This is a genomic window from Tolypothrix sp. PCC 7712, assembly GCF_025860405.1.
Taxonomy (GTDB): domain Bacteria; phylum Cyanobacteriota; class Cyanobacteriia; order Cyanobacteriales; family Nostocaceae; genus Aulosira; species Aulosira diplosiphon.
Genome location: NZ_CP063785.1, coordinates 3,024,639 through 3,047,500 on the forward strand (window position 1 = coordinate 3,024,639; position 22,862 = coordinate 3,047,500).

At 41.2% G+C, this 22,862-nt stretch carries 21 protein-coding genes; 16 read left to right on the forward strand and 5 right to left on the reverse strand.

Translation table 11 applies throughout. From position 1 onward, the window contains the following. The first annotated feature begins 55 nt into the window (after positions 1 to 55). From HGR01_RS12445 to HGR01_RS12460, 4 genes are all read left to right on the forward strand, one after another. Positions 56 to 1,597, forward strand: coding sequence for an AAA family ATPase (locus HGR01_RS12445; RefSeq protein ID WP_045871660.1), 1,542 nt, complete (start codon positions 56 to 58; stop codon positions 1,595 to 1,597). Positions 1,598 to 1,613: 16 nt separating this feature from the next. Continuing rightward, positions 1,614 to 2,114 carry a hypothetical protein gene (locus tag HGR01_RS12450; RefSeq protein ID WP_045871659.1) on the forward strand — a complete coding sequence of 167 codons (501 nt, stop codon included), beginning with the start codon at positions 1,614 to 1,616 and terminating at the stop codon, positions 2,112 to 2,114. A gap of 70 nt (positions 2,115 to 2,184) precedes the next feature. Then, positions 2,185 to 2,976 (forward strand): YdcF family protein, encoded by a 792-nt coding sequence (locus HGR01_RS12455; protein ID WP_045871658.1) that lies wholly within the window; start codon positions 2,185 to 2,187, stop codon positions 2,974 to 2,976. Between the two features lie 215 nt (positions 2,977 to 3,191). Next, positions 3,192 to 3,413, forward strand: a complete 222-nt coding sequence (locus tag HGR01_RS12460) for a hypothetical protein (protein ID WP_045871657.1) — start codon at positions 3,192 to 3,194, stop codon at positions 3,411 to 3,413. Between the two features lie 5 nt (positions 3,414 to 3,418). Here the strand turns inward: HGR01_RS12460 and HGR01_RS12465 are convergent, their stop codons facing one another. Both HGR01_RS12465 and HGR01_RS12470 read right to left on the reverse strand, forming a co-directional pair. Beyond that, the gene (locus HGR01_RS12465) at positions 3,419 to 3,691 is read right to left on the reverse strand and encodes a ferredoxin-thioredoxin reductase variable chain (protein WP_045871656.1); all 273 of its coding nucleotides are present in this window, start codon (positions 3,689 to 3,691) and stop codon (positions 3,419 to 3,421) included. Between the two features lie 698 nt (positions 3,692 to 4,389). Further along, entirely contained in the window at positions 4,390 to 6,303 is a 1,914-nt protein-coding gene (locus HGR01_RS12470; RefSeq protein ID WP_045871655.1) for a protein phosphatase 2C domain-containing protein, read from the reverse strand. Between the two features lie 234 nt (positions 6,304 to 6,537). Here HGR01_RS12470 and HGR01_RS12475 point away from each other — a divergent pair, with 234 nt between their 5' ends. Together HGR01_RS12475 and HGR01_RS12480 are read left to right on the forward strand one after the other, a co-directional pair. Then, complete coding sequence (locus HGR01_RS12475) at positions 6,538 to 6,972, forward strand: NfeD family protein (protein WP_045871654.1); 435 nt, start codon at positions 6,538 to 6,540, stop codon at positions 6,970 to 6,972. Between the two features lie 161 nt (positions 6,973 to 7,133). Further along, positions 7,134 to 8,108 (forward strand): SPFH domain-containing protein, encoded by a 975-nt coding sequence (locus HGR01_RS12480; RefSeq protein WP_045871653.1) that lies wholly within the window; start codon positions 7,134 to 7,136, stop codon positions 8,106 to 8,108. 90 nt (positions 8,109 to 8,198) lie between these two features. Here the strand turns inward: HGR01_RS12480 and HGR01_RS12485 are convergent, their stop codons facing one another. Continuing rightward, positions 8,199 to 10,031, reverse strand: a complete 1,833-nt coding sequence (locus HGR01_RS12485; protein WP_045871652.1) for a DUF5777 family beta-barrel protein — start codon at positions 10,029 to 10,031, stop codon at positions 8,199 to 8,201. A 243-nt stretch (positions 10,032 to 10,274) separates the two neighbouring features. Further along, on the reverse strand, positions 10,275 to 10,679 hold the full coding sequence (locus tag HGR01_RS12490; RefSeq protein WP_045871651.1) for a Fur family transcriptional regulator: 405 nt from the start codon (positions 10,677 to 10,679) through the stop codon (positions 10,275 to 10,277). A 145-nt stretch (positions 10,680 to 10,824) separates the two neighbouring features. On the opposite strand from HGR01_RS12490, the gene purS reads away from it, so the two are divergent. The 7 genes from purS (at position 10,825) to HGR01_RS12525 (ending at position 16,919) form a co-directional block, all read left to right on the forward strand. Then, on the forward strand, positions 10,825 to 11,103 hold the full coding sequence (gene purS / locus HGR01_RS12495) for a phosphoribosylformylglycinamidine synthase subunit PurS (RefSeq protein ID WP_045871650.1): 279 nt from the start codon (positions 10,825 to 10,827) through the stop codon (positions 11,101 to 11,103). Between the two features lie 70 nt (positions 11,104 to 11,173). Next, complete coding sequence (gene purQ / locus HGR01_RS12500) at positions 11,174 to 11,851, forward strand: phosphoribosylformylglycinamidine synthase subunit PurQ (RefSeq protein WP_045871649.1); 678 nt, start codon at positions 11,174 to 11,176, stop codon at positions 11,849 to 11,851. A 440-nt stretch (positions 11,852 to 12,291) separates the two neighbouring features. After that, positions 12,292 to 12,663 (forward strand): hypothetical protein, encoded by a 372-nt coding sequence (locus HGR01_RS12505; protein ID WP_045871648.1) that lies wholly within the window; start codon positions 12,292 to 12,294, stop codon positions 12,661 to 12,663. Positions 12,664 to 12,721: 58 nt separating this feature from the next. After that, positions 12,722 to 12,976 carry a TIGR02450 family Trp-rich protein gene (locus HGR01_RS12510; protein WP_045871647.1) on the forward strand — a complete coding sequence of 85 codons (255 nt, stop codon included), beginning with the start codon at positions 12,722 to 12,724 and terminating at the stop codon, positions 12,974 to 12,976. A 788-nt stretch (positions 12,977 to 13,764) separates the two neighbouring features. Continuing rightward, a complete protein-coding gene (gene bchL, locus HGR01_RS12515) occupies positions 13,765 to 14,631 on the forward strand; it encodes a ferredoxin:protochlorophyllide reductase (ATP-dependent) iron-sulfur ATP-binding protein (RefSeq protein ID WP_045871646.1) in 867 nt (288 codons plus the stop codon). A 31-nt stretch (positions 14,632 to 14,662) separates the two neighbouring features. Continuing rightward, positions 14,663 to 15,361, forward strand: coding sequence for a DUF5331 domain-containing protein (locus tag HGR01_RS12520; protein WP_045871645.1), 699 nt, complete (start codon positions 14,663 to 14,665; stop codon positions 15,359 to 15,361). Positions 15,362 to 15,515: 154 nt separating this feature from the next. After that, entirely contained in the window at positions 15,516 to 16,919 is a 1,404-nt protein-coding gene (locus tag HGR01_RS12525) for a ferredoxin:protochlorophyllide reductase (ATP-dependent) subunit N (protein ID WP_045871644.1), read from the forward strand. 186 nt (positions 16,920 to 17,105) lie between these two features. Here the strand turns inward: HGR01_RS12525 and HGR01_RS12530 are convergent, their stop codons facing one another. After that, positions 17,106 to 17,342 carry a hypothetical protein gene (locus HGR01_RS12530; protein WP_045871643.1) on the reverse strand — a complete coding sequence of 79 codons (237 nt, stop codon included), beginning with the start codon at positions 17,340 to 17,342 and terminating at the stop codon, positions 17,106 to 17,108. Positions 17,343 to 17,960: 618 nt separating this feature from the next. Here HGR01_RS12530 and HGR01_RS12535 point away from each other — a divergent pair. The 3 genes from HGR01_RS12535 to HGR01_RS12545 all read left to right on the forward strand — a co-directional run bounded on the left by HGR01_RS12535 (position 17,961) and on the right by HGR01_RS12545 (position 22,820). Beyond that, a complete protein-coding gene (locus HGR01_RS12535; RefSeq protein WP_045871642.1) occupies positions 17,961 to 18,950 on the forward strand; it encodes a cyanophycin synthetase in 990 nt (329 codons plus the stop codon). Positions 18,951 to 19,465: 515 nt separating this feature from the next. After that, positions 19,466 to 19,696 (forward strand): hypothetical protein, encoded by a 231-nt coding sequence (locus HGR01_RS12540; RefSeq protein WP_155539382.1) that lies wholly within the window; start codon positions 19,466 to 19,468, stop codon positions 19,694 to 19,696. A gap of 589 nt (positions 19,697 to 20,285) precedes the next feature. After that, the gene (locus tag HGR01_RS12545) at positions 20,286 to 22,820 is read left to right on the forward strand and encodes a proteasome protein (protein ID WP_045871640.1); all 2,535 of its coding nucleotides are present in this window, start codon (positions 20,286 to 20,288) and stop codon (positions 22,818 to 22,820) included. Positions 22,821 to 22,862: the final 42 nt, after the last annotated feature.

The following is a 22,862-nucleotide window of genomic DNA, read 5'->3' on the forward strand; positions in this document are numbered from 1 at the left end:
ATTACCCATTCCCCATTACCCATTCCCCATTCCCCATTCCCATTCCCCAACAAATATGACAGAAGCAACTCTTCCCGCCTTAATTCAGCAAATGTTGCAGCCAGGATTTTATCCTCATGCAGTTTCAGAACCTATTCAACTGATTCAAACCCATGTTTCCTATGTGCTGCTCACTGGTGATTATGTTTATAAATTGAAAAAGCCTGTGAATTTTGGCTTTTTAGACTACTCCACCTTAGAAAAGCGACAACATTTTTGCCAAGAAGAATTGCGCTTAAATCAGCGCGGTGCAGGTGAATTGTATTTAGAAGTCTTACCTCTAACTCTAGAAAGCGAGCAATACCATCTCGGAGGAACAGGTGAGGCTGTAGAATACACGCTGAAGATGCGCCAGTTTCCTCAAGAGGCGCTGTTTAGCAGCCTATTTGAGCAAGGTAAGTTAAATGAAACGCACCTGGAAGAATTGGGACGGATAGTAGCGCAATATCACGCCAAAACTGAGACAAATGATTATATTCGCAGTTTTGGTGAAGTTCCTAAAGTTCGGGAGGCGTTTGATGAAAATTACGTGCAAACCGAGAAATATATCGGTGGGCCTCAAACTCAGGAACAGTTTGACGAAACCAAAGCATACACTGAGCGTTTTTTTGCAGAACGAGGAGAATTATTTGCCAGCAGAATTAAAAATAACTATATTCGCGAATGTCATGGCGATTTACACCTGAGAAATATCGCTCTATGGCACAATCAAATCCTGCTGTTCGACTGCATTGAATTTAATGAACCCTTCCGCTTTGTAGATGTCATGTTCGATATTGCTTATGCGGTGATGGATTTAGAAGCACAGCAGCGAAAAGACTTGAGTAATGCTTATTTAAATACTTATGTAGAACAGACTGGCGATTGGGAAGGCTTACAGATTTTACCCATATATTTAATTCGTCAGTCTTATGTGAGAGCAAAAGTCACTTCATTTTTGTTAGATGATCCAGCTGTACCAGATGCAGTAAAAGAACAGGCGACAAAAACCGCAGCCACATATTATCAGCTAGCTTGGGAATATACTAAACCCAAACAAGGGCAACTGTTCTTAATGTCGGGTTTGTCTGGTTCTGGTAAGAGTACCACAGCTCGGTCTTTAGCCCGTGAAATCGGCGCAATTCACCTGCGTTCAGATGCAGTCAGAAAACACTTAGCGGGAATTCCCCTGATGGAACGAGGCGGGGATGAAATCTACACACCCGAAATGACTCAGAAAACTTATGCACGGCTGTTGGAATTAGGGACTATACTTGCTAATCAAGGTTTTTCCGTAATTTTGGATGCCAAATATGACCAACAACAGCTACGCCAAGAGGCAATTACCCAAGCCGAAAAACACCAAATTCCTCTCCAGATTATTCAATGCACAGCACCGCTAGAAGTTGTACAAGAACGTCTGCTGAAGCGTACTGGGGACATTGCTGATGCTACCGCCGATTTACTAGCATCCCAAATTAAACTATTTGAAGAATTTACTGAGACAGAAAAACCCTACCTTAAGATTTTGGATACAACTCAGCCACAACAGGCACAATTAAAAGAAATTATTCACTAATAGCCTGGTTTATCTCATGGCACAGAAAAAAGACTTCATGAATATGTCGCCAAACTTCCTATCGCAACTGATATTTGGCTTAATTTTAACCCTGATATTAAAGATGACAGGGTCTTCGCTATCCCTCAGTATCTTTTTAGGAATCATTGGCGGTTTCACCTTAGGTTGGATCACCGCAGCCGGTAAGAACAGTGCTCAACCGCAGTCTGTAGACTCTTCCGAGGGGATTGATGCAGCGCTGAAATATTGGTTATTGTTCTTAGCTGGCTTTAGCTGGTTAGGATATCCAGCACCGATGAGTATCTTATTAGGGGCATTAGGTGCTTTGGGCGGTGGCTGGATGATTGCTTGGTGGGGAAGTAAAGAAGAAACTAGAACTCAGTTACCCCTTGAACCTACAGAAGAAATTGAGGACGAGCAACCCAGTCCTAGAAGCAATGTTAGGCGCACTAGAAAAATAGCTCGACGTTTCCGCCGTACACCCGGAGGTATCAATTTAAAGTTTTGGGAACGGTAGAATTTGGTAATTGGTCAAAGGTCATTTTTTCCTATTACCAATTACCAATTACCAATTACCAATCCCCAATATGTTCTTATATCTCTCCAAGTTGCTACCGCTATTTTTCTATCCGCTGGGATTAGCTTCTATTAGCTTGGTAGTAGCATTAATAACAATATGGAAACGACCGCGCACGGCTGCGATCGCAATTGCTTTATCCCTATTTTTATTGCTATTTTGCAGCAATGCTTGGATCTCTCATTTACTAGTGCGATCGCTAGAATGGCAAAATACTGCAACTGCTCAAATACCGAATGCGGAAGCTATTGTGGTTTTGGGTGGTGCTACTAAATCGGCTTTTTGGCCCCGTCCCGGTGCTGATTTAAGCGAACAGGGCGATCGTGTGATTTATGCTGCTCAACTATATCGTCAACAAAAAGCCCCGATCATTATCCTTAGCGGCGGTAGAATTGATTGGCGTGGTAGCGGTACTTCTGAATCGGCAGATATGGCAAATATTCTCACGTCTGTTGGCATACCTGCTACTGCGCTTGTGCAAGAGCCGGAATCGCTCAATACTTATCAAAATGCCGTAAATGTCAAGAAAATTTTGCAATCGCGTAACATCAAGCAAGTATTATTAGTCACTTCGGCAATGCATATGCCGCGATCGCTCAAAATTTTTCAGCGTCAAGGAATTGATGCGATTCCAGCACCTACTGATTTTCTAGTCAGTGCAGGCGAAATGCAAGAACTGGGTAATAGCCCTAAATCCGCTATTTTGAATTTACTACCTGATACTAATAATTTAAACGAATTTACCAGCGCTTTAAAAGAATACGTTGGTTTGTTTATATATAGTTTGCGGGGTTGGCTCTAGACAGTGCTGAGTTCTAAGTTTTGAGTAGTATAAGCAGTAGTTTGAATTTCGGAAGTCTAATTTGCAATCGCTATAATTTCAATAGTCACAAAGCTTTGATTTTTAGATCTGATTCAAAGGTTATACATACATAGTTCCTAGGTGAAGATTTTAACCTTTGACCCTTGACTCTTGACTTTTATTAAATTTCTCAGGAATCAGCACTCCCTGATATTATGTCTAAAAATTTACCTTATATTATTCCTGCGACTCCCAGCGAAGTTGATGAAACCTTTGCTGCTTATCAAACAACTCACCAGTTTTACCATGAAGTTAGGGAGCGCTCAGAATTTCGGCAACATTGTGAGTGGTATTATACAACAGCAATGCAACACCGTCAAGAACTAGAAAGAATGCGCGGCGAATTGAATATTTTCCGATGGTTTCGCCGCTCCTGAGGGATTTAGATGATTTCTAATTCACTCTCGCGTAAGTGAGCTTTAAATCTTTTACTAAACTGGACTAAGATTGGCAGATTGGCACTTACAGGTCTACCTTGCCATTGGGTGACAATAGATACAATTTCACCGTCTGAGCCTTTAAGGTCAAAACCCTGACCGCGATGTTCAGGATGGTGGTAAACTACTACCGATTCTTTAACACGAACGCGATCGCCAACTTTCATAGCAACATTTACACCTAGCTTTTCCTGTTCCACAAGTATCTCCACAGCCATCCCTTACTGAATTAGCTTTTTTGAAAAATAGACTGCTGGCAACAGTCACACTTTTGATCACATCTGTACAGACTGGCTGTTGAATGCTTCCGTAACTGCTATACGAACAAAGCCTGCCATGCAGGCTTTGTTGTCGATCAATTAGCAACATTAGACTCACCTAATGCTTTAGCAACAGGTCTGATCTTTTGATTGTGAGTTAGTTTTTCATCCTAACCACTTGTTAAACAAACTCTGCCAAAGAGCTTGCCAAAAACGAGATTTACCCAATAAGAGACTATCTGATGATGACAAAAATCTACACCATGATTGCCTGCTCAGTGAACTTGTTCACTTCTAGGCGTGTCTCAGAAGCGTTTTGTTGAGGATGATCTGCATCACGGGTAAGCAAAACCCGCTTTAGCTGTTATTTTGCGCTTTAACGCCAAGTCTCATTCTACAACAAGTTGGTGTTGTGAATTGGATTGGGGACTGGGGATTAGGGACTGGGGATTGGGGACTGGGGACTGGGGATTGGGGATTGGGGAACTCGGGGCCCCCTCTGGGGATAAGGGGTAATGGGGATTGGGGATTGGGGATTGGGGATTGGGGATTGGGGAGATGAGGGAGATGAGGGAGATGAGGAAGATGAGGGAGAAATAACAAACACCAATGACAAATGACCAATTACCAATTACCAATTACCAATTACCAAACCCCTATTTAGGACATACCTGCTGTACGCTTGGGGGAAGTTGGCGACACATTTGTTGGAATGTTTGTGGCTGGAATTGGGATAAGACGAATAAGCCGATGGTTGTTCCGCCCAGAAGCAACAATAATAATCCGCCAACCAACAGCGCAGGTTTGCCTCGGCTGGGTTTTTCTGCTGGGGTTGAGGTAGCTTCTTCGGCGGTGATATCCAAATCTACTAGGACTGGTGAACTTTCTGGGATCGCTGCTTCGGATGGTTCTGCTTCGATGATTTCTACTTGTGGTTGTTTGTAAGTTAAAGAAATTAAGTATTCTCGGGAAATGCCGTATAAGGTCATCACTACAGATGCATTGTCATGACCATTTTTCTGATTAGCTAAGTTAATCCAGCGTTGGAGAGCATCTTCAAGAGCTAGTTTTCCAGTTAACACTGGAACTGCGTATTGTTGCCAGGATTGTTCTACCCAGTTATTGTCACTTAAACCATCGGAACATAACAACAAGATGCCATCTTCTTCCAAAATGAAGCGCCTGATTTCAACCCGAAGAGATTCGGCATCTCTGGCTCCTAAAGCCTGGGTAAGAGCTGTTGCATCTGGTCTCATTAATGCTTGACGATAAAAATTGCGAGCAAAACGGACTTCCCGCGCTGCGACATCATCGTCTACTGTTAGAAGTTGGCAATAATTACGGGTAATCCAGTAAGCACGGCTATCGCCAACACTAGCTAGGTAAAGTTCATGGGCATTTTTAGATTCCTTACCAGAGGTAGTCTGTACTCGCTGCGGCACTTGCAATGCCATCACGAGGGTTGTGGCCATGCGTTCTCTACCTTGGCGGTTTTGCTCGTCGTTACGGGCACAAATAACGTTATTTACTATCCTTAAGCAGGCTTCTAGTTGTTCTGCAAACAAGTCAGGCTTGACAATTTGACCTTCTTGTGAAACATCTGCTAATAAGGCACGGATTTGCAATTTTAAGGATTGTACTGCTAGTTGACTAGCTACCTCACCACCTTGATGACCGCCAATACCATCACAAACAATTGATAACTGTGGTACGAGGAATTCTTCTAAATCGTTAACATTAGCAGGGTAGCAAGCATCTTCATTTGTGATCATTTGCATCCCCGCATCGGTTGCACCCAAAACTTCCACGTTAAATGGTAAGTCTGCTGCGGCTGAAAGTAATAAGGCATTGAGTTGATTAGTAATTTCTGCCAAATCAGCTTCCTGTGTACACATCTGCTTGACGATGTTCTGCAACTTTCCGGCTACGGCTGGTTTTGCAGATGCTACCAAAGGTTGCCAAAATCGGCCTAAATCTTGCAAACTCACTAAATTTTCTTGTGTCTGGTGAAGTTCTAACAGGCGGATACACCAACCTTGTACCCGCAGGTTGTTTAACATGAGTAAACTGTTAGCAACTTCTAATTCTGATAACGGCTTCCACAGTTGGAGAATTTGCCACAGCCAATAAACCTGTCTGACTGCTGTTGCTTGTTCCCATGCATCTGCGATCGCCGGATAGACATTGCCATTTTCTGCGATCGGTACATTTTCCAGTAACAGGATATGATCTCCACCGCCCTCAAATTCTGGAATATATCCATAGGCTTGGGGGATATGCAATCGCTCATAATATAACCGCAAATAAGCAAGCACTTCATTTGGCAATTCTTCTGGGATATCTGGTAGTAGCCCCGGTTGCGTATCTAACCAAACTTGCTGCGTAATAACCTCATATCTATTTGCCACCGTTGTTCCTGGTGGTATTTTTGCTGCTTTTGGGCCAGTCGCCCAAAGATAGCGATGAACTAAGGGAGTCTGGCAATTAGCGCAAACACGACTCTCTAAAGAATTAATAGGACTAGTACAGTCTGGATTGATGCAATAAATGACCTGTTGAGTAGAAATCATAATGGTATAAATTTAGGAAACAAACTAAGTCGTGAATTTCGATTACATATTGCTGTCAAATACTTAAGGGCTAGAATAGACTGGATTTTTGTACCTCTGGCTACATGTTGTTACGGAAATTAATCAAAATTGATGGTTAAAATACCATATTTTGTCTTTTGGAAACAGCCAGCCTCTAGGTGGATCTAATAGGAGAAATACATTTACGCAAATGTAACGTCTTAGGATGACGCTATGCCAAGTTATACCGTAATCTGGCTCTTAGCAGGAGCAGTTTTATGTTTAATGGAACTGTTCTTGCCGTCTGCTTTTGTCGCTTTCATGATGGGAATTAGCGCTTTTATTGTGGCGCTACTGTCTCAATTCATTCTGCGGACTGTATGGCTGCAAGTTATAGCCTGGCTGTTGCTGTCCACATTGCTAATTGTGGGTTCTCGCAGGTTTTTACAACCACGACGACGTAAATCAAACATCCAAGATGCAATTACAGCTGAAACTCTAACAGAAATTCCGCCTGGGAAAACAGGCCGGGTACTATACGAAGGAAATTCTTGGCAAGCAAGATGTGACGATGACAAACTCAGCGTTGCATCTCATCAAAGGGTTTATATTGTCCGCAGAGAAGGCACCACCTTGATTGTGATGCCGGAACATTTGTTGCATTCGTAGTTGGGCATGGGGCATTGGGCATTGGGCATAGGTAATTGGTAATTGGTAACTGGTAATTGGTAATTAGAATTTTCTCCCCTTGTCCCCAGTCCCCATTACCCCTTATCCCCAGAGGGGGCCCCGAGTTCCCCAATCCCTACAGAAAAATTAGGAGAATTATTATGGAACAGTTCTTGTTACTGATATTTTTGGCTCTTGGAGGTTCTGCTTTAGCAGGTTCAGTCAAAGTTATTAATCAAGGTGATGAAGCCTTAGTGGAAAAATTGGGTAGCTACAACAAAAAATTAGGCCCTGGGCTAAACTTTGTTACTCCTTTCCTCGATAAGATTGTCTACAAGCAAACTATTCGCGAAAAAGTCTTAGATATTCCGCCACAACAGTGTATTACCCGTGATAACGTTTCCATCACAGTTGATGCCGTAGTTTACTGGCGCATCATGGATATGGAAAGGGCTTATTACAAAGTAGAAAATCTCCAGTCGGCGATGGTGAATTTGGTGTTAACTCAAATTCGTTCGGAAATGGGACAACTGGAGTTAGATGAAACCTTTACCGCCCGTTCTCAAATTAATGAACTTCTCTTGCGGGATTTGGATATTGCGACTGATCCCTGGGGTGTGAAAGTCACGCGGGTAGAACTGCGAGATATTATCCCCTCGAAGGCGGTGCAAGAATCGATGGAATTACAGATGTCGGCAGAACGGCGCAAACGGGCATCCATCTTAACATCAGAAGGCGATCGCGAATCTGCTGTTAATAGCGCTAGAGGTAAAGCCGATGCCCAAATTCTAGACGCAGAAGCCCGGCAAAAAGCTGTAATTTTACAAGCAGAAGCCGAACAAAAAGCGATCGTTCTCAGGGCACAAGCTGAACGTCAGCAGCAAGTTCTCAAAGCCCAAGCTATTGCTGAATCTGCAGAAATTATTGCCCAAAAAATCAAAAACAACCCCGACGTTCAAAAGTCTTTGGAAGTTTTATTTGCTTTGGGTTATCTAGATATGGGCGCGACAATTGGTAAAAGCGATAGCAGCAAGGTCATGTTTATCGACCCACGCAGTATTCCCGCTACCTTAGAAGGTATAAAGTCCATTATTGCTGATGGGCAGGAATTACCGGGGATTAATCATCGGGGGTGAGGCAAGGGGATAGGGAGCAGGGAGCAGGGGAGAAATATCTACCAATTACTCATTACCAATGCCCAATGCCCAATGCCCCATGCCCAAATTTCAAATTCCCCAAATGAGGCTAAAACCAAAATTTGTACCGTCTGGTTCTGCGTTTAAATTTCCTAAGCCACTTTGCCCAATGGCGTTAGTAGCAAAAATATCTAATCCGAAGCGAGAACTGGGTAAGAAGCGCAAGCCTGTGGCCCAAGTACTGCTTTTGCCATCTACAACCGGGGTGAATTCTCCAATCAATTGCAGCCAATCTGCGATCGCCTGATTAATTCCTATCCCTATCCCTATACGCCTAGTCGATCCAAAAAATGCTCCCTTGGGATTAATGGAAATGGCAGTTTGGGAATTGAGTTGATAGGTGATAGGCAACTCTACGTACAGAGTGCCATTGATACCACCTCTTTGCAATGCTGTCTCACTAATTCCTGCCAGTTTAGCACTGAGGGTGACTCCATCCCCTCTTGCTTGGTCGAAAAACTTGAGTTTTATGGCACCGCCAATTTTGATTCCCGGCCCAGATATATCTCTTTCGGAAAAGCGATCGCTTGAAGCAAATTGATCGACACTCAGCTCTAACTGTGAATCTTCCGTTAAGCCATAGGCTAGGGCAAAACTAGAACTACCATGTGTACCTAACCCGCCTCTAAATTGGAAATTACTAGTTGGTAGAGTACTTGCCGTTGACAGTGTCAGACCATCAAATAGCAATGTATGATCGCGGTAGGCAAGTGTGGTGCGGGGAAAATTACTAAAATTAGCTGCATACCCTTGCCCCAAATCAATAACATGCTTGACGCGAACACCCAATAATAAATCATCGCCATCAGGAATAAAGCCTAACAAGCCTGTGGTCGGTGTAGCACCATAACTATTGGTAGCATAAACCTCTGCCCCTATTTTGGGGTTAAGGGTATAATCTATACCCACAGTCCAAAGTAATTTACGAGTGATAGAGCGGTCTTTGGCAATGAAAGTATTGCCTCCTGGCCCCAAGGGAGTTTGTATATTGGCAAACAAGTTAACTCTTTTGGAAGTTTGCCAGCTAAACCCTGTGCCAATATTGAAAAAAGTCCCAAAAAAATCTCCCCCGGCAACTTTATCTGGAAAGAAAACAACTCCTGGGGTGAAATGTAATTGCAGATTGGGAGATGCTTTGTAGGTAATTGGCAAGTGTAAAGCGCCAACTGGCCTCACATTAAAAAATGGTTGGTTGGGGCTATTCTTAAAAATCCCGGTATCTGAAGATATATGTAATAACTGAAACGCGCCTGCAAGACCAACAGCCCAAGAATTCTGGTTGAGAATTTGATACTTTAGCTTAGTGCCATAACTAATAGTTGCGAAAAAAGGACATTCGCTTCTCACTGGGCATTTTAAATAATCATCGAAAATATCGCCAGTAAAACCTATCTGGAAATTGTCTGTAATTCCCCAGTCGAGATTTAACTGATAGGTTTGTAAACCTGTACCTGAAACAGAAGCATCCGTTGGCAGAACTTGCAAAAAACCAGCTTCCAACTGCACTACACCCTTTGGTAATTGATTGGCTGTTTCCAAGTTATGCAATTGAGTTGGCGGTGTTTGTAATGGGGAAAGCGGCACCTCTGGCTGCACATTCTGAGTTGAATTGTCACTCATGAGCCACAAAAAATTTGCGTCTCGCTGTTTTTGCAATTTCTTTGCTGGAATATCTGGGAAAGCGATTAGCGGTACTTGTCCTTGCAAATCTCTAGCTTCAGTACTGATAGGCGATCGCACTGGCGTAACTGCTTCTGTGATCGCTTCTCGAGAATAGCTAGAGGTTAACCCTTCAGATCCATAACTGAGACTTGGACAAGCCAGAAACAGCAAACCACAGGAAAGGATTTTGATTTTACGCATATTTTTTCTGGGGCGATCGCGCTATTTCCAGATAAGAAAGAGTATAAAAAAAATTCCATTTCCTTGAGAGCGACATGAAAATCACTGCCAGAGAGGTTTTCCGTTCTCAGTGTATTACTAAATGCCTACCCAATTTCACATTTGCATAGGATGGGGGGATGAGGTAGATAAGGTAGATGAGGCAGAAAGGAGCACAAGCGAATAATAGCAATTACCAATTACCCATTACCCATTCCCCCTTCCCTACTCATTCACCTCAGCCGCCTGGTTACTCTGACACTGGGTACACAAACCAAAAAACTCAAGCGTGTGGTAAAAAATTTTAAATTTATGCTTTTCTTGCAACTTCTCTTCTAAGTCATGTACTGGGCATTGATTAATCGGAATAGAGACACCGCATTGCAGACAAGTGAGGTGATGTTTATCTTGTTGCGCTAGGCTATAGAGGGCTTCACCATTTGCTAGAGTTCTGATTTGTACCAGACCTTCCATTTTTAAGGCTTCTAAAGAGCGGTAAACAGTTGCTAATCCCATACTCTGATTGCGATTACGTAATTCAACGTAAATATCCTGCGCGGAAATACCTTGTTTAATGTTTTTCAACAGGTTCAAAATTTTATCCTGACTGCGGGTGCGTATGGCTCTCATAGACAATTATTTGAATTTGCCGCTGTGGTTGAAGCCTTCATACTGGCTAACTGATAAATTAACTGTAGTCGCTTCCTAATCTTATTTTCACTCAGTTGGAACAGAAAGTTATAGTATAGCGATCGCAGCATTCAGCGTTAAGCCCGTGCAAAGTAAGTATTTAGCTAAAATTTTCGTGACACTTCGTCCCTCAGTTTTAGACCCAGCTGGTGTGGCTGTACAATCTGGCCTCAAACAAATGGGATACGACAACGTAGAACAGGTGCGGATTGGTAAGTACATTGAATTAACCATCACCTCAACCCAAGAGGCTAAAGCCCGCCAAGAACTGAATAACATCTGTGACCAAATGCTAGCAAATCCGGTAATTGAAAATTATCGCTTTGAATTAATCGAAGTCGAAACGCAGACAGGGGTGTTTTAGGTTTGGGGATTGGTGTTTGGGATAGTAAATGACAAATGACAAATGACAAATGACAAATGACAAATAACAAATGACAAAATTTGGTGTTGTTGTTTTTCCGGGTTCTAATTGCGATCGCGATGTTGCTTATGTCACCAGAGACTTACTACAGCAACCAACTCGCATGGTTTGGCATCAAGAGACGGATATTGCTGATTTGGATGTGATTGTCATCCCTGGTGGCTTTAGTTACGGGGATTACTTGCGTTGTGGTGCGATCGCTCGTTTTTCGCCTGTGATGCAGCAGGTGGTTGAACATGCCCAAAAGGGGAAATATGTCTTAGGTATTTGCAACGGGTTTCAAGTATTAACTGAAGCAGGATTGCTGCCAGGTATATTAACCAGAAATCAGGATTTGCATTTTATCTGCGATCGCCTTCCTCTGAAAGTTGAGCGTACCAATTTGCCTTGGACGCAGGGTTACTCAGATGATGAAATTATCACTGTGCCTGTTGCTCACGGAGAGGGCAGATTCTACGCTGATGCAGCTACCCTCGCAGAATTGGAAGATAACGGGCAAGTGGTTTTCCGCTACGCAGGTGAGAATCCCAACGGTTCGTTAAATAACATTGCTGGAATTTGTAACCGCCAAGGCAACGTTTTAGGGATGATGCCACACCCTGAACGAGCCTCCGACCCCGTGTTAGGTGGTAATGATGGTTTACGGATGTTTCAAGGCTTATTAGATAAAGTAGCTGCGATCGCCTAAAGTCAGTAGGGTCATCATAATATTTGTGCCCTCAAAATCATCTCTACCCAAAAAAATTACAATCTGCTACTAAATCTTGTGGGGTGGGCATCTTGCCCGCCTCATTATGTAATACCAATTTGAAATAAAAATGCTACATATTGTAGAGGCACTGCATTGCCCTTTCCTCGAAAATATATTGATGTGTCGCCAACATTATTTGAATTGGTATAATTTGTATATCTCAAACCTGATTATTAAAGTATTTTTGCAATCTCAAACATATTTAAACAAATATCTAAAACCGAATTATTGCTAAATTTTTAAGTCCAGTATGGTGCGTTAGCGATAGCGTAATTTACCATATTTTTAGGTGCATTACTCATTTATCTTCTTACTCAGAACTCAGCACTCAGAACTCAGCACTCAGATTATCCCAAGTTGCATAATGAATATTGAAGATGATTGATCCCTATAACTTTGAAGATGATAACTTTGATTGTGATGAGGAGGAGTTATTTTCCCAAAAACGTATTAGCCAAATGACAGAAAGCGAAAAGCTACAGCGTTTTAAACGTTTTTTCGACAGTAGCATCCGTGCTATTTTACAAGATTGCCTGTTTCGCATTCTCAATCATGAAGATGGTACTGGCACTTTGCAAATTCTTTGCCCCAACGAAGTTGTGCAGCAACGCCTCAGCAAGAAAAAACGCAAAATCACTAATAATATCAACACTTGCTGGAACCACATTAAATTGTTTGGGTTATGTGTTGAGCAAAATGGTGAAAAAAATTGTCAAACTTTTGACCTGAATGGCGATTTAGTCAACTGAAGGCTGAAGCCTGAAGTATGAAGTGTAAAGTATAAATTTAACAAACAATAAATAAAATATGCCTAAAAAACAGAAATTTCCTTACCTTTTGGGTTCTAAATGGACAGCCCAGCAAAAAGTAGATGGTTGGCGACATTTCCAAGTTGTTAATCGCAAAAATCAGGGTAAATGGGTTTACGCAGAATTAGTTGCAGCTTGTGACCCAAATGTCCGGTTTTGGATGAATGCCAAATTATTACAAGATAACTCTCAGTGGCAACCTGGCTGGCAACCTTTAAAAGAAATCAACCAAATTGAAAGCGAGGTGTCTTGAATAAGGGTTTGGTAATGGGTAATTGGTAATTGGTAATTGGTAATGGGGATTTTTCCCCTAATCTACCTAATCTCCCTCATCCACCTCATCCCCAATCCCCAGTCACTTTATCTAGCCAAACACTGACCGTTTAAAAATTTAATAATTTGTTGCATATTAAAAATTACCTGCATCAACAATAGCTGCGGACGAATCTAATAAATTGAAAGGTTATCGCTATAAAAGCAATATTTTCCGGAATAACTTAGAATTTCAGTCTCAATTGGCCCTTAGCGTTCCCTAGCTTCATAGGCTAACCGACAGCTAGGAAGATAATTCATGGAATTTAGCCAGCAGCTTCTATCCTGCGAGCGTTTTTGGTATGTATAGAGACTTTTTTAATATCTCATCCTTAGAAGCATGAATCTCGATATTCTCCACTGACATTAAGTATTTATGCCTCTCATCTGCAGAGATTAGCATAAGCAAAATCAATGGAAAGCATAGATAATAGCCGATTTATTCATTTTGTCTTTTGTTACTAATTTTATTTAAATAAAACATAAATAATTTAAATAAAGCTATAAAAAAGTTTTTTATGGATTTTATGAGCCTTTAAGCTGTAAATATCTTTTAAATATACTTAAATATCTCTATATCTTCTAGTTACATATTTACAGCCCCTTTATTTTCCTTGTAGTTTGGACAATAATGACATCACAAGACCTCACGCATCGCCATCTCAGGCTAGGTGAAGGCAAATGTTTCAGCCAAGAGTTTGAAAATAAACTATTAAGAGGCCAACGAAAGTGAAACTAGCAGTTTATGGAAAAGGTGGAATCGGCAAATCCACAACTAGCTGTAACATCTCAGTCGCCCTAGCAAAACGCGGCAAGAAAGTACTACAAATTGGCTGCGACCCCAAACACGATAGTACTTTTACGCTCACCGGATTTTTGATTCCGACGATTATTGATACTCTGCAAGAAAAAGACTATCACTATGAAGATGTCTGGCCGGAAGATGTAATTTACAAAGGCTACGGTGGTGTTGATTGCGTAGAAGCAGGTGGCCCGCCAGCAGGTGCTGGGTGTGGTGGATATGTTGTTGGTGAGACCGTGAAATTACTGAAAGAACTCAACGCTTTTGATGAGTATGACGTAATTTTATTTGATGTACTTGGTGACGTTGTGTGCGGCGGTTTTGCAGCGCCACTCAACTATGCTGATTACTGCATGATTGTTACCGACAACGGCTTTGATGCTTTGTTTGCCGCCAATCGGATTGCTGCTTCCGTGAGAGAGAAAGCCAGAACTCACCCACTGCGTTTAGCTGGTTTAATTGGTAATCGCACTTCCAAGCGCGATTTGATTGAAAAATATGTAGAAGCAGTACCAATGCCAGTTTTGGAAGTTCTACCTTTAATAGAAGATATTCGAGTTTCTCGGGTTAAGGGTAAAACTTTGTTTGAAATGGCAGAATCCGACCCTTCTTTAAGCTACGTTTGCGATTACTATCTCAACATTGCCGACCAAATTCTTGCACGTCCAGAAGGGGTAGTACCAAATGATGCCCAAGACCGTGAATTGTTCTCTTTATTATCAGATTTTTATCTAAATCCGAATAAACCCCAGGTGCGTAATCCGGAAGAGGAATTAGACTTGATGATTGTATAAATCATCAAAATTCCAGGATGGGGAAAATAGTATGGCTTTTTTTCATAGCTTTACAGATTCATTAAAGCAAAAATGGTTGGAGTTTTTCCAGGCTAATCGTGACTGGATTACTCTCCATATGGAAGTGGAATCAGTGTACACCCCCGATGGAGGGAAGCGACCACCTTCTTACCTCATCCTGGGAGTTGCCAACGCGTTAGAACCAAAACTAGCGCAGTTAATGCTACCCTTTTCTAAACTTAATCCTGACGCTGACACGTTAATTGAAGTACTGGATTTACATTTTGACCCAGACATGGCTCTTGGTAATCGCGTAAATCCTAGAGATTTAGATAATTATCACTATCAAGATGCTGCTGTTGCTGAAGAAAGCGCCCATCATCATACAGAAAACAATCCTCAAAGTAATGGCTTTGCTAATGTAGCAGTTGCTCAAGAATTTACGATTGTAAATGGGCTAAACGCCACTAACTCACAACAAGCTGCTGATGAAGATGAGTTTGGTGATATTTCCTTTGAGACAACATCATCAGAAATCAAGCTGGATGACCAAATACTGGAAGATTTAGAGTCACCAGATGAGAACGCCTTCAGTGACGTGTTATCAGATGTTTGGGGTGATGAAACATCGCTACACAAGGGTGATGCAAGTAATGACTTTTTAGGGGAAGAACTGCCAGCTGGCGTTTTCGATGATTCCGAAATTGCCCGTCTCTTCCCCAACGCTTAATTTTTTAGCGTTCCTGTTGAATTTAGGGTTTGCTGGCTGGTGCTATGTACCACATATCACAGGAGTTTGGGGGAAGAATTGTTCTTTCCCCACATACCTGCCCTATGTTCGCCTGCCTTGTTCGCTTTAAATATCAAGGGGAGAAATAACCAAAATGACTGTCGCTCAACAACCAGAAGCTTTAAACTTTGAGTGTGAAACTGGGAATTACCACACCTTTTGCCCTATTAGCTGCGTGGCGTGGTTATACCAAAAGATTGAAGATAGTTTCTTTTTGGTGATTGGAACCAAGACTTGTGGGTACTTCCTACAAAATGCGATGGGGGTAATGATTTTTGCTGAACCCCGCTATGCAATGGCAGAGTTGGAAGAGGGAGATATTTCGGCACAACTGAATGATTATGAAGAGTTAAAACGGTTGTGCTTACAAATTAAACGCGATCGCAATCCTAGTGTAATCGTTTGGATTGGTACTTGCACCACCGAAATCATCAAAATGGACTTGGAAGGCTTGGCTCCCAAGCTGGAAGGTGAAATTGGGATTCCCATCGTCGTTGCTCGCGCCAACGGTCTAGATTATGCCTTTACCCAAGGGGAAGATACTGTCTTAGCTGCAATGGCTAATCGATGTCCCGATAAGGCTCCTGTGGCGGAAACAGATAAAAACGAACGCAACGCTATTTCTAAACTGCTCAACTTTGGTAAGAAAAAAGAAGAAGTAGTCCAAGAAGAATCCCAATATGTAGACCATCCTCCCTTGGTTCTCTTCGGCTCCCTTCCTGACCCTGTGGTAACGCAGCTCACCTTAGAATTGAAGAAGCAAGGCATCAAAGTCTCCGGCTGGCTACCTGCGAAGCGCTTCACTGAACTGCCAGTATTGGAAGAAGGCTATTACGTCGCTGGTGTCAATCCCTTCCTCAGCCGCACTGCTACTACCTTAATGCGTCGTCGCAAATGCAAACTCATCGGCGCACCTTTCCCCATCGGCCCCGATGGTACCCGTGCTTGGGTTGAGAAGATTTGCTCGGTGTTCGGTATTACTCCCACAGGTTTGGATGAACGGGAAGCACAAATTTGGGCTGGGTTGGAAGAATACGTGAAACTCATTCGCGGCAAATCAGTATTCTTCATGGGCGATAACTTACTGGAAGTTTCCTTAGCGCGCTTCCTGGTGCGCTGTGGAATGACAGTTTCCGAAATTGGGATTCCTTACATGGATAAGCGCTATCAAGCTGCTGAATTGACCCTACTGGAAAATACTTGTAAAGAAATGGGTGTACCCCTGCCAAAGATTGTTGAAAAGCCAGATAACTATAACCAAGTTCAGCGTATTTATGAATTAAAGCCAGACTTAGTGATTACTGGTATGGCTCATGCTAATCCGCTTGAAGCCAGGGGTATTAACACCAAGTGGTCTGTAGAATTTACTTTTGCTCAAATTCACGGCTTTGGTAATGCGCGTGACATTTTAGAATTAGTAACTCGTCCCTTACGTCGCAATAACAGTTTGAAAGATTTAGGTTGGGATAAGTTGGTTAAGGAAGAAGCCAAAATTTAGAATTTCAATTTTAATCAACAATACTGAGTTACAAGTGCTGAGTCCTGAATCTTTTCTACTTCACTCAGTACTCCGCACTTAAGACTCAGAACTAAAAAAGTAACACTATCTATTTAAGGGTGAACGTCAAGTTCGCCTTTTTTCTTGAAAATGTTGGCTATATTTTCATCCTTAACACTTCATCTTTCAAAGGACAGCTTCATCGCGTTTACAATCCACAACAATCTCAAAGATAGTGTTTGGTATTACTTGGCGTAAGTGGCGCAAATAGCCATCAGCATCAGAACGGCTGCGGAATCTAGCCACAATTACTGGGTCTGTATTGGGAACAATACGAGTGATAGCCCAAGTGTTAAGGCGTTGTCTGTAGCCTTTAGTTTGCATTTCTGTTGTGGAAGCTGGATATTCGGTATTTTGTGGCATGATCTAAATTATCCTTCGGGAGCTAAGTCAAGGGCGTTAGTAAGTCTCTTGGCGGGGATAGACTAACGCCTTTTTAAGTATCGATGCACCCTTAGTAATACATTATTTTTGTGTTGTCAACACCTGGGACTAAGGAGTGCAAGTAACTAATTTCCTATTTTGAGTATGAAATTTTACTTCTATAATTAGATGCTCTACTAAACTTGCTATTTTTACCGCAATTAGGAGCTGGTGTACTTAGTTCTAAGATTACTCTATTTATGGCGTTATCCAAAAAAATAAATTTTTTTTCTGTGCAAGTTTTGAGTAAAAAATTATTTTGCCAGCACAACGATTAACTAAACTAGGTTTGTTAAGATTTAGCACTAACTAAATCGATTTGTTGCTCGACTTACAACCTAGACAGTTTTGACATAGATTTCAGGCTTGACAATTTAGTACAGAACAATTGAATATATACTGGGCACATTGTGCAATTTTTATCTGTGGGGTATGACCCCCTTAATCCACTTGTAATTAAAAAATATTCCCGTAAATAAATTCAAAAATGGTGCGTTAACAGAGTGTAATGCACGCTACAAAATATGGAATTAAATTGAAACCTAATAATTTATAAAAATGAAGACACCATTTGTTGTCACAATAATTGAAAAAGTTGTTGAGCAAATTGGAGCAGTATTAGTATTAGACCCAGAATGTAAATATGTAGGTCATATTACCTTTAAAAATGGGAAAAAAACTGTTTTTCGCTCTACGCATTTCAGTATAAATGGTTTTGGAGCAGCAGAGTTAGCCAAGGATAAAGGTTCCTCTAGTTTTTTTCTCAATCATTTTGGCTATAAAGTTCCTGAAGGCAAAACTTTTTTTAATGAGAAACTATGCAAACAAATTGAGACGTTAAGAAATATCGATGATGGTTTTAACTATGCTAAGTATTTGGGAATGCCTGTAATAGTTAAACCACTTAATCTCAGCCAAGGTAGATTCGTAACTAAAGTTTATAATAAACGAGAATACTATCAAGTAGCAAAAAAAATATTACAAATAACCCCAGGCTTTATTGTTGAGCGATTCCATATGGGCAATGACTACAGAATTGTAGTCTTAGATCAAGAAGTAATGATTGCCTATCAGCGAATTCCTTTATTTATTGTAGGTGATGGTGAATCCACTGTTTTAGAGCTTTTGCATCAAAAGCAAGAAATTCTCAATCAACATTCTAGAAAAATTATCGATTTTGAAGATTTTAGAATTGCTCAAAAATTAAAAAGGCAAAAATTAGCCTTTGAGAGTGTGCTTCCCCCAGGTAATATTGTTTATCTTTTAGACAATGCAAATTTATCGAGTGGCGGAGATGCTGTAGATTTAAGCGACATTATTCATCCAGATTTTAAAAAATTGGCAATTAATATCGCTAAAGATATGGGTTTAAGATTAGCAGGGGTAGATATTATTGCTAGCGATATCACAATGCCAATGGTAGACTACACCATTATTGAAGTTAATGGCTCTCCAGGATTGCTCAATTATGCTTCATTGGGTGAATCGCAAACTCGGAGAGTCGAAAATTTATATCTCAAAGTTCTGCTAACAATTGAGAATGAATGAAGGGATTGGGGATTGGGGATTGGGGATTGGGGATAAGGGGTAATGGGGATTGGGGATTGGGGAACTCGGGGCCCCCTCTGGGGATAAGGGGTAATGGGGATTGGGTTTAAAAGGACAAAGTTATTGCACTGAAAAATATAAATTAAAAACACAAATCAAGTGCAGATTTTATTTTTGGGTTAAGCTGAGAGCGATCGCACTTGAAAACAAAGAATCCCCCCAAGTCCTGAAAATCCAGGTTGATTGAGGGGTTCAAATGTTGCAGCAAAAAGTGAATTACTCTTCAGTAAACAGGGTTTTGGTTAAAATTTCAATAAGTTTAGGTTAAGTTTCCGTAAAGAAGCTGTCAAAGATTCGTGAAGCCTACAAATAAAATCAGCCATTCTACATCTGAAATCTATGGCAGTAGGCAGGTTCAAAAGAATCTTTGATTCAGTAAAATTATCGAGAAAATGATTCTCACATGAAAATTTATTGGTGACTAGAGGGTTTTCTCCCCTCATGGCTGTTGGGTGGTGGGGATTGGGGATTGGGGACTGGGGATTGGGGACTGGGGACTGGGGACTGGGGATTGGGGATTGGGGACTGGGGACTGGGGATTGGGGATTGGGGACTGGGGACTGGGGATTGGGGATAAGGGAGATAAGGGAGATGAGGGAGATGAGGGAGAAAATTCCCATTACCAATTACCAATTACCAGTTACCAATTACCAATTACCCATTACCAAACACCAAACAATAGATAATTCGCGTAGGCGTAGCCCGCCGCAGGTATCGCATTTTAGGAAGAGGGTGCAACCGCGAATCTAACCAATCATTACTGCCAAATTTATATCTACACAGCACCCTTATCTAACTTTCTGCCTTTTCGCCTCTTGAGGGCAGATATTAGAGATGCACTTGATTATCAGGATGCGTCTAAATTGATTATCTAATATATCAAAATATCAATAGTTAGCAAAAAATACAAAATCACTACTTTGATACTTGTTAATTTTTTCTAAAGAAAATTGGGAACATCAGTTAGCTACCAACATTCTTTGTTATTACGTATAATTTGGAAAATTTTTTAACACATAGGAACGCGGAGCCAGTCTTGGGTAAAGTATAGAAGTTCTATTTATAATTGTGACAACCTTGTAAAACTGTGAGTAGATTAATTTTGAATTTTGAATTTTGAATTTTGAATTTTGAATTTTGAATTCCCCATAGGGGTTGAGTGCTATGTATGGTAAAAAATTGTGAAATTTTTAATTTTAAATTCCTGTCAAGCAAGAGTGATATTTTTTGTGTTATAAAACTCACAGCAATTTATCTTAGAGCAAAAAATACTCTATGGAAACAGAACAACTGGAGCGTTTTAAAGAGTATGGCGAATTCATCCTCCAGAAATTAGACTCTGTACCTGAATATCCCTCCAAGCAAGAAGATTGGGTACCAGCTAGTCTTGATGAGAGTCTGTTTCGCTTGCGGGAAGCTGCTCAAAAAACTGTAGAATTGGCTACCTCACCAGTCAAAATTGGGGTGATGGGTGAATTTAGCAGTGGGAAAACTTTGCTGCTAGGTAGTTTAATTGGCTACGCTGATGCTTTACCTGTGAGTGAAAATCCAACTACGGGAAACGTTACAGCTATACATATCATTCCTCAGGAAGGCTTTGCGACTACTCAGCTAGGCAATTTTACCGTAGAGTACTTAGATGATGAAGGTGTACATGATTGTCTGCGGTTTATGTTGGGGGAAGCTAATCGCCGCACCATCGCTGCGGGACTTCCACCGGCGCTGCTATCGAAGCTGAAGGAACCAAAAGATATTCTCAGTTGGTGTCAGGAAACCTGGAAGAGTAGCAACAATTTGGAGTTGCGTTATTTACTGCGTGAGTTAGTCATATTTATTCGCGCTTATCTATCTTACGGTGAGGCGATGTGTGGTGGATGCTACCAAATTAATGCTACCACTGCCCGTGAGGGGTTACAGTTACTTGAGCAACCAATGGCGATTCAAACCCTCAGCTTTGATGATTTACCCCCTGCTCATATTAAATTACCAAGTCCACCGCAAAGATTAGCCTCAAAGTTATTACAGAATAGTTTCCCGTTGATTCGTCGTGTAGATATTGAAGTGAAAATCTCACGGGAAATTTGGGACGTTACGGGTGCTTCAGAATTTATTTTGCTTGACTTTCCGGGGTTGGGTGCGTCTAATTCGGGAACGCGCGACACATTTTTATCCCTGCGAGAATTAGCAGAGGTGCAGACAATTCTCGTATTGCTCAATGGTAAATCTCCTGGAAGCGATCGCGCCAATAAAATCTTTACCATGATGCAGCAGCAGCGACCAGGACAAGACCTCAAGGATTTGATTCTGGTGGGTGTGGGACGGTTCGATCAACTTCCCTTGGAAAGCGAAGGTGGGGAAAGAGAACTTGATCAATTAATTAACGATAGCGGCGAAAATTATCCTTTACAGGAAAGCAGCGTTTTTCAGAAACTTAAAGTTTTACAAACAACCATTGACGCAGCCGGTGCTTTTACTACTCAAAAAGACCGCATCGTTTTACTATCACCACTGTTAGGACTAGCAGATTTAGCAAAGCGTTCCACTTCGGTAAAAGCAGGTTCGCCAGAGTTTTTAGCTAACCTCGATTATCCCGATTATCTAGACCGTTCTAAAAGGTTACAAGAAAAATGGGGCAGATTAAGCGATCGCTTATTAACATCCGATGGACGTAATTATCTTGGCAGACAACTGGGTTACTTTGCTCAAGATGGCGGTATTAGCAAGCTGCGAGAATTAATTCAAAAACACGTTGCTACCCACGGACTAAAGCAATTGTATGAAGATACAAAACGTGCGGCGGAAGTTGTACGTCAGCAACAAAATAATCTCAAAAATATTCTCCACGAAATTCACGAACAAGGTATACCTACTGGAGACAGTCCCGCTTTTATTGAATTACGAGAAGCAATTGAAAATTTAGATAAAAGCTATAGAAACTTCCAAAAAGATTTAGGAAAAGAACCACTCAAAGATAGACGCAACGTTTCTGTCAGCGATGTCGTTAAAGATGAATTAACTTTTAGAATCCTCAGTTGGAGTCAATGGACTTTACTGTTCAACAAAGTTAATAATGGTACAATCGCCCTCACCGAATCTAAAGGTGCAGCCGGAAAGTTATTTGAGCGGGGAAACCGAGTTAATATTACAATTCCCACCAAAAGCGACGATTTTTATCCCATCTTTGCCAAGACGATTCAAGAAGTAGAAGAATTTGCGCGCGATCGCATTAGTCAAGCAATTGGAGATTTGCTGACTAAATTATCAAATTACGTCGCTAAAGAACGGGAATTTCTGCAAACAAATCTCAACCCAGAGATGGAATCAGATATTGAATCAAAATTTGGTATCGAAGAAGCAGAACTTTTTTATAAACTACTTTTAGGCTGTGATCCTAATCAATGGCAAGAAGCAATCATTTCTGAGATTCATAATCAAGAAAAATCGATTACACCGGAAATGATCTTTCCCTTAGCGCGTCAAGATGAAAAACATAATATCGGGCAAATTTTTGATTGGGCCCCTGAACGCAACGGTGCGCCTAAAGCCAACAATCATCAACTTTTTGTCTTACGTCTAAGAGATGAAATTACTGCTAGCGCTAGTCTGCATCTTGTGCAATATGTGAGTGAAGTAAATCAAAAAGTGAACGCCGAATTACAAGGAATTTTGGATCAAATTATTCCTAGTTTGCAAAATATTTCTAAAAAAGAGAATTTACTTAGACATATTGCTGCTGGCGATACACCATCACAATCATCTATTCCCACTTGGTTACAAATTCTCGCTGATGTCTCAGCCAAAAACTATTAGTAAATAGTGCTGAATCTTCAGAAATAAACTCTTACTATTCTC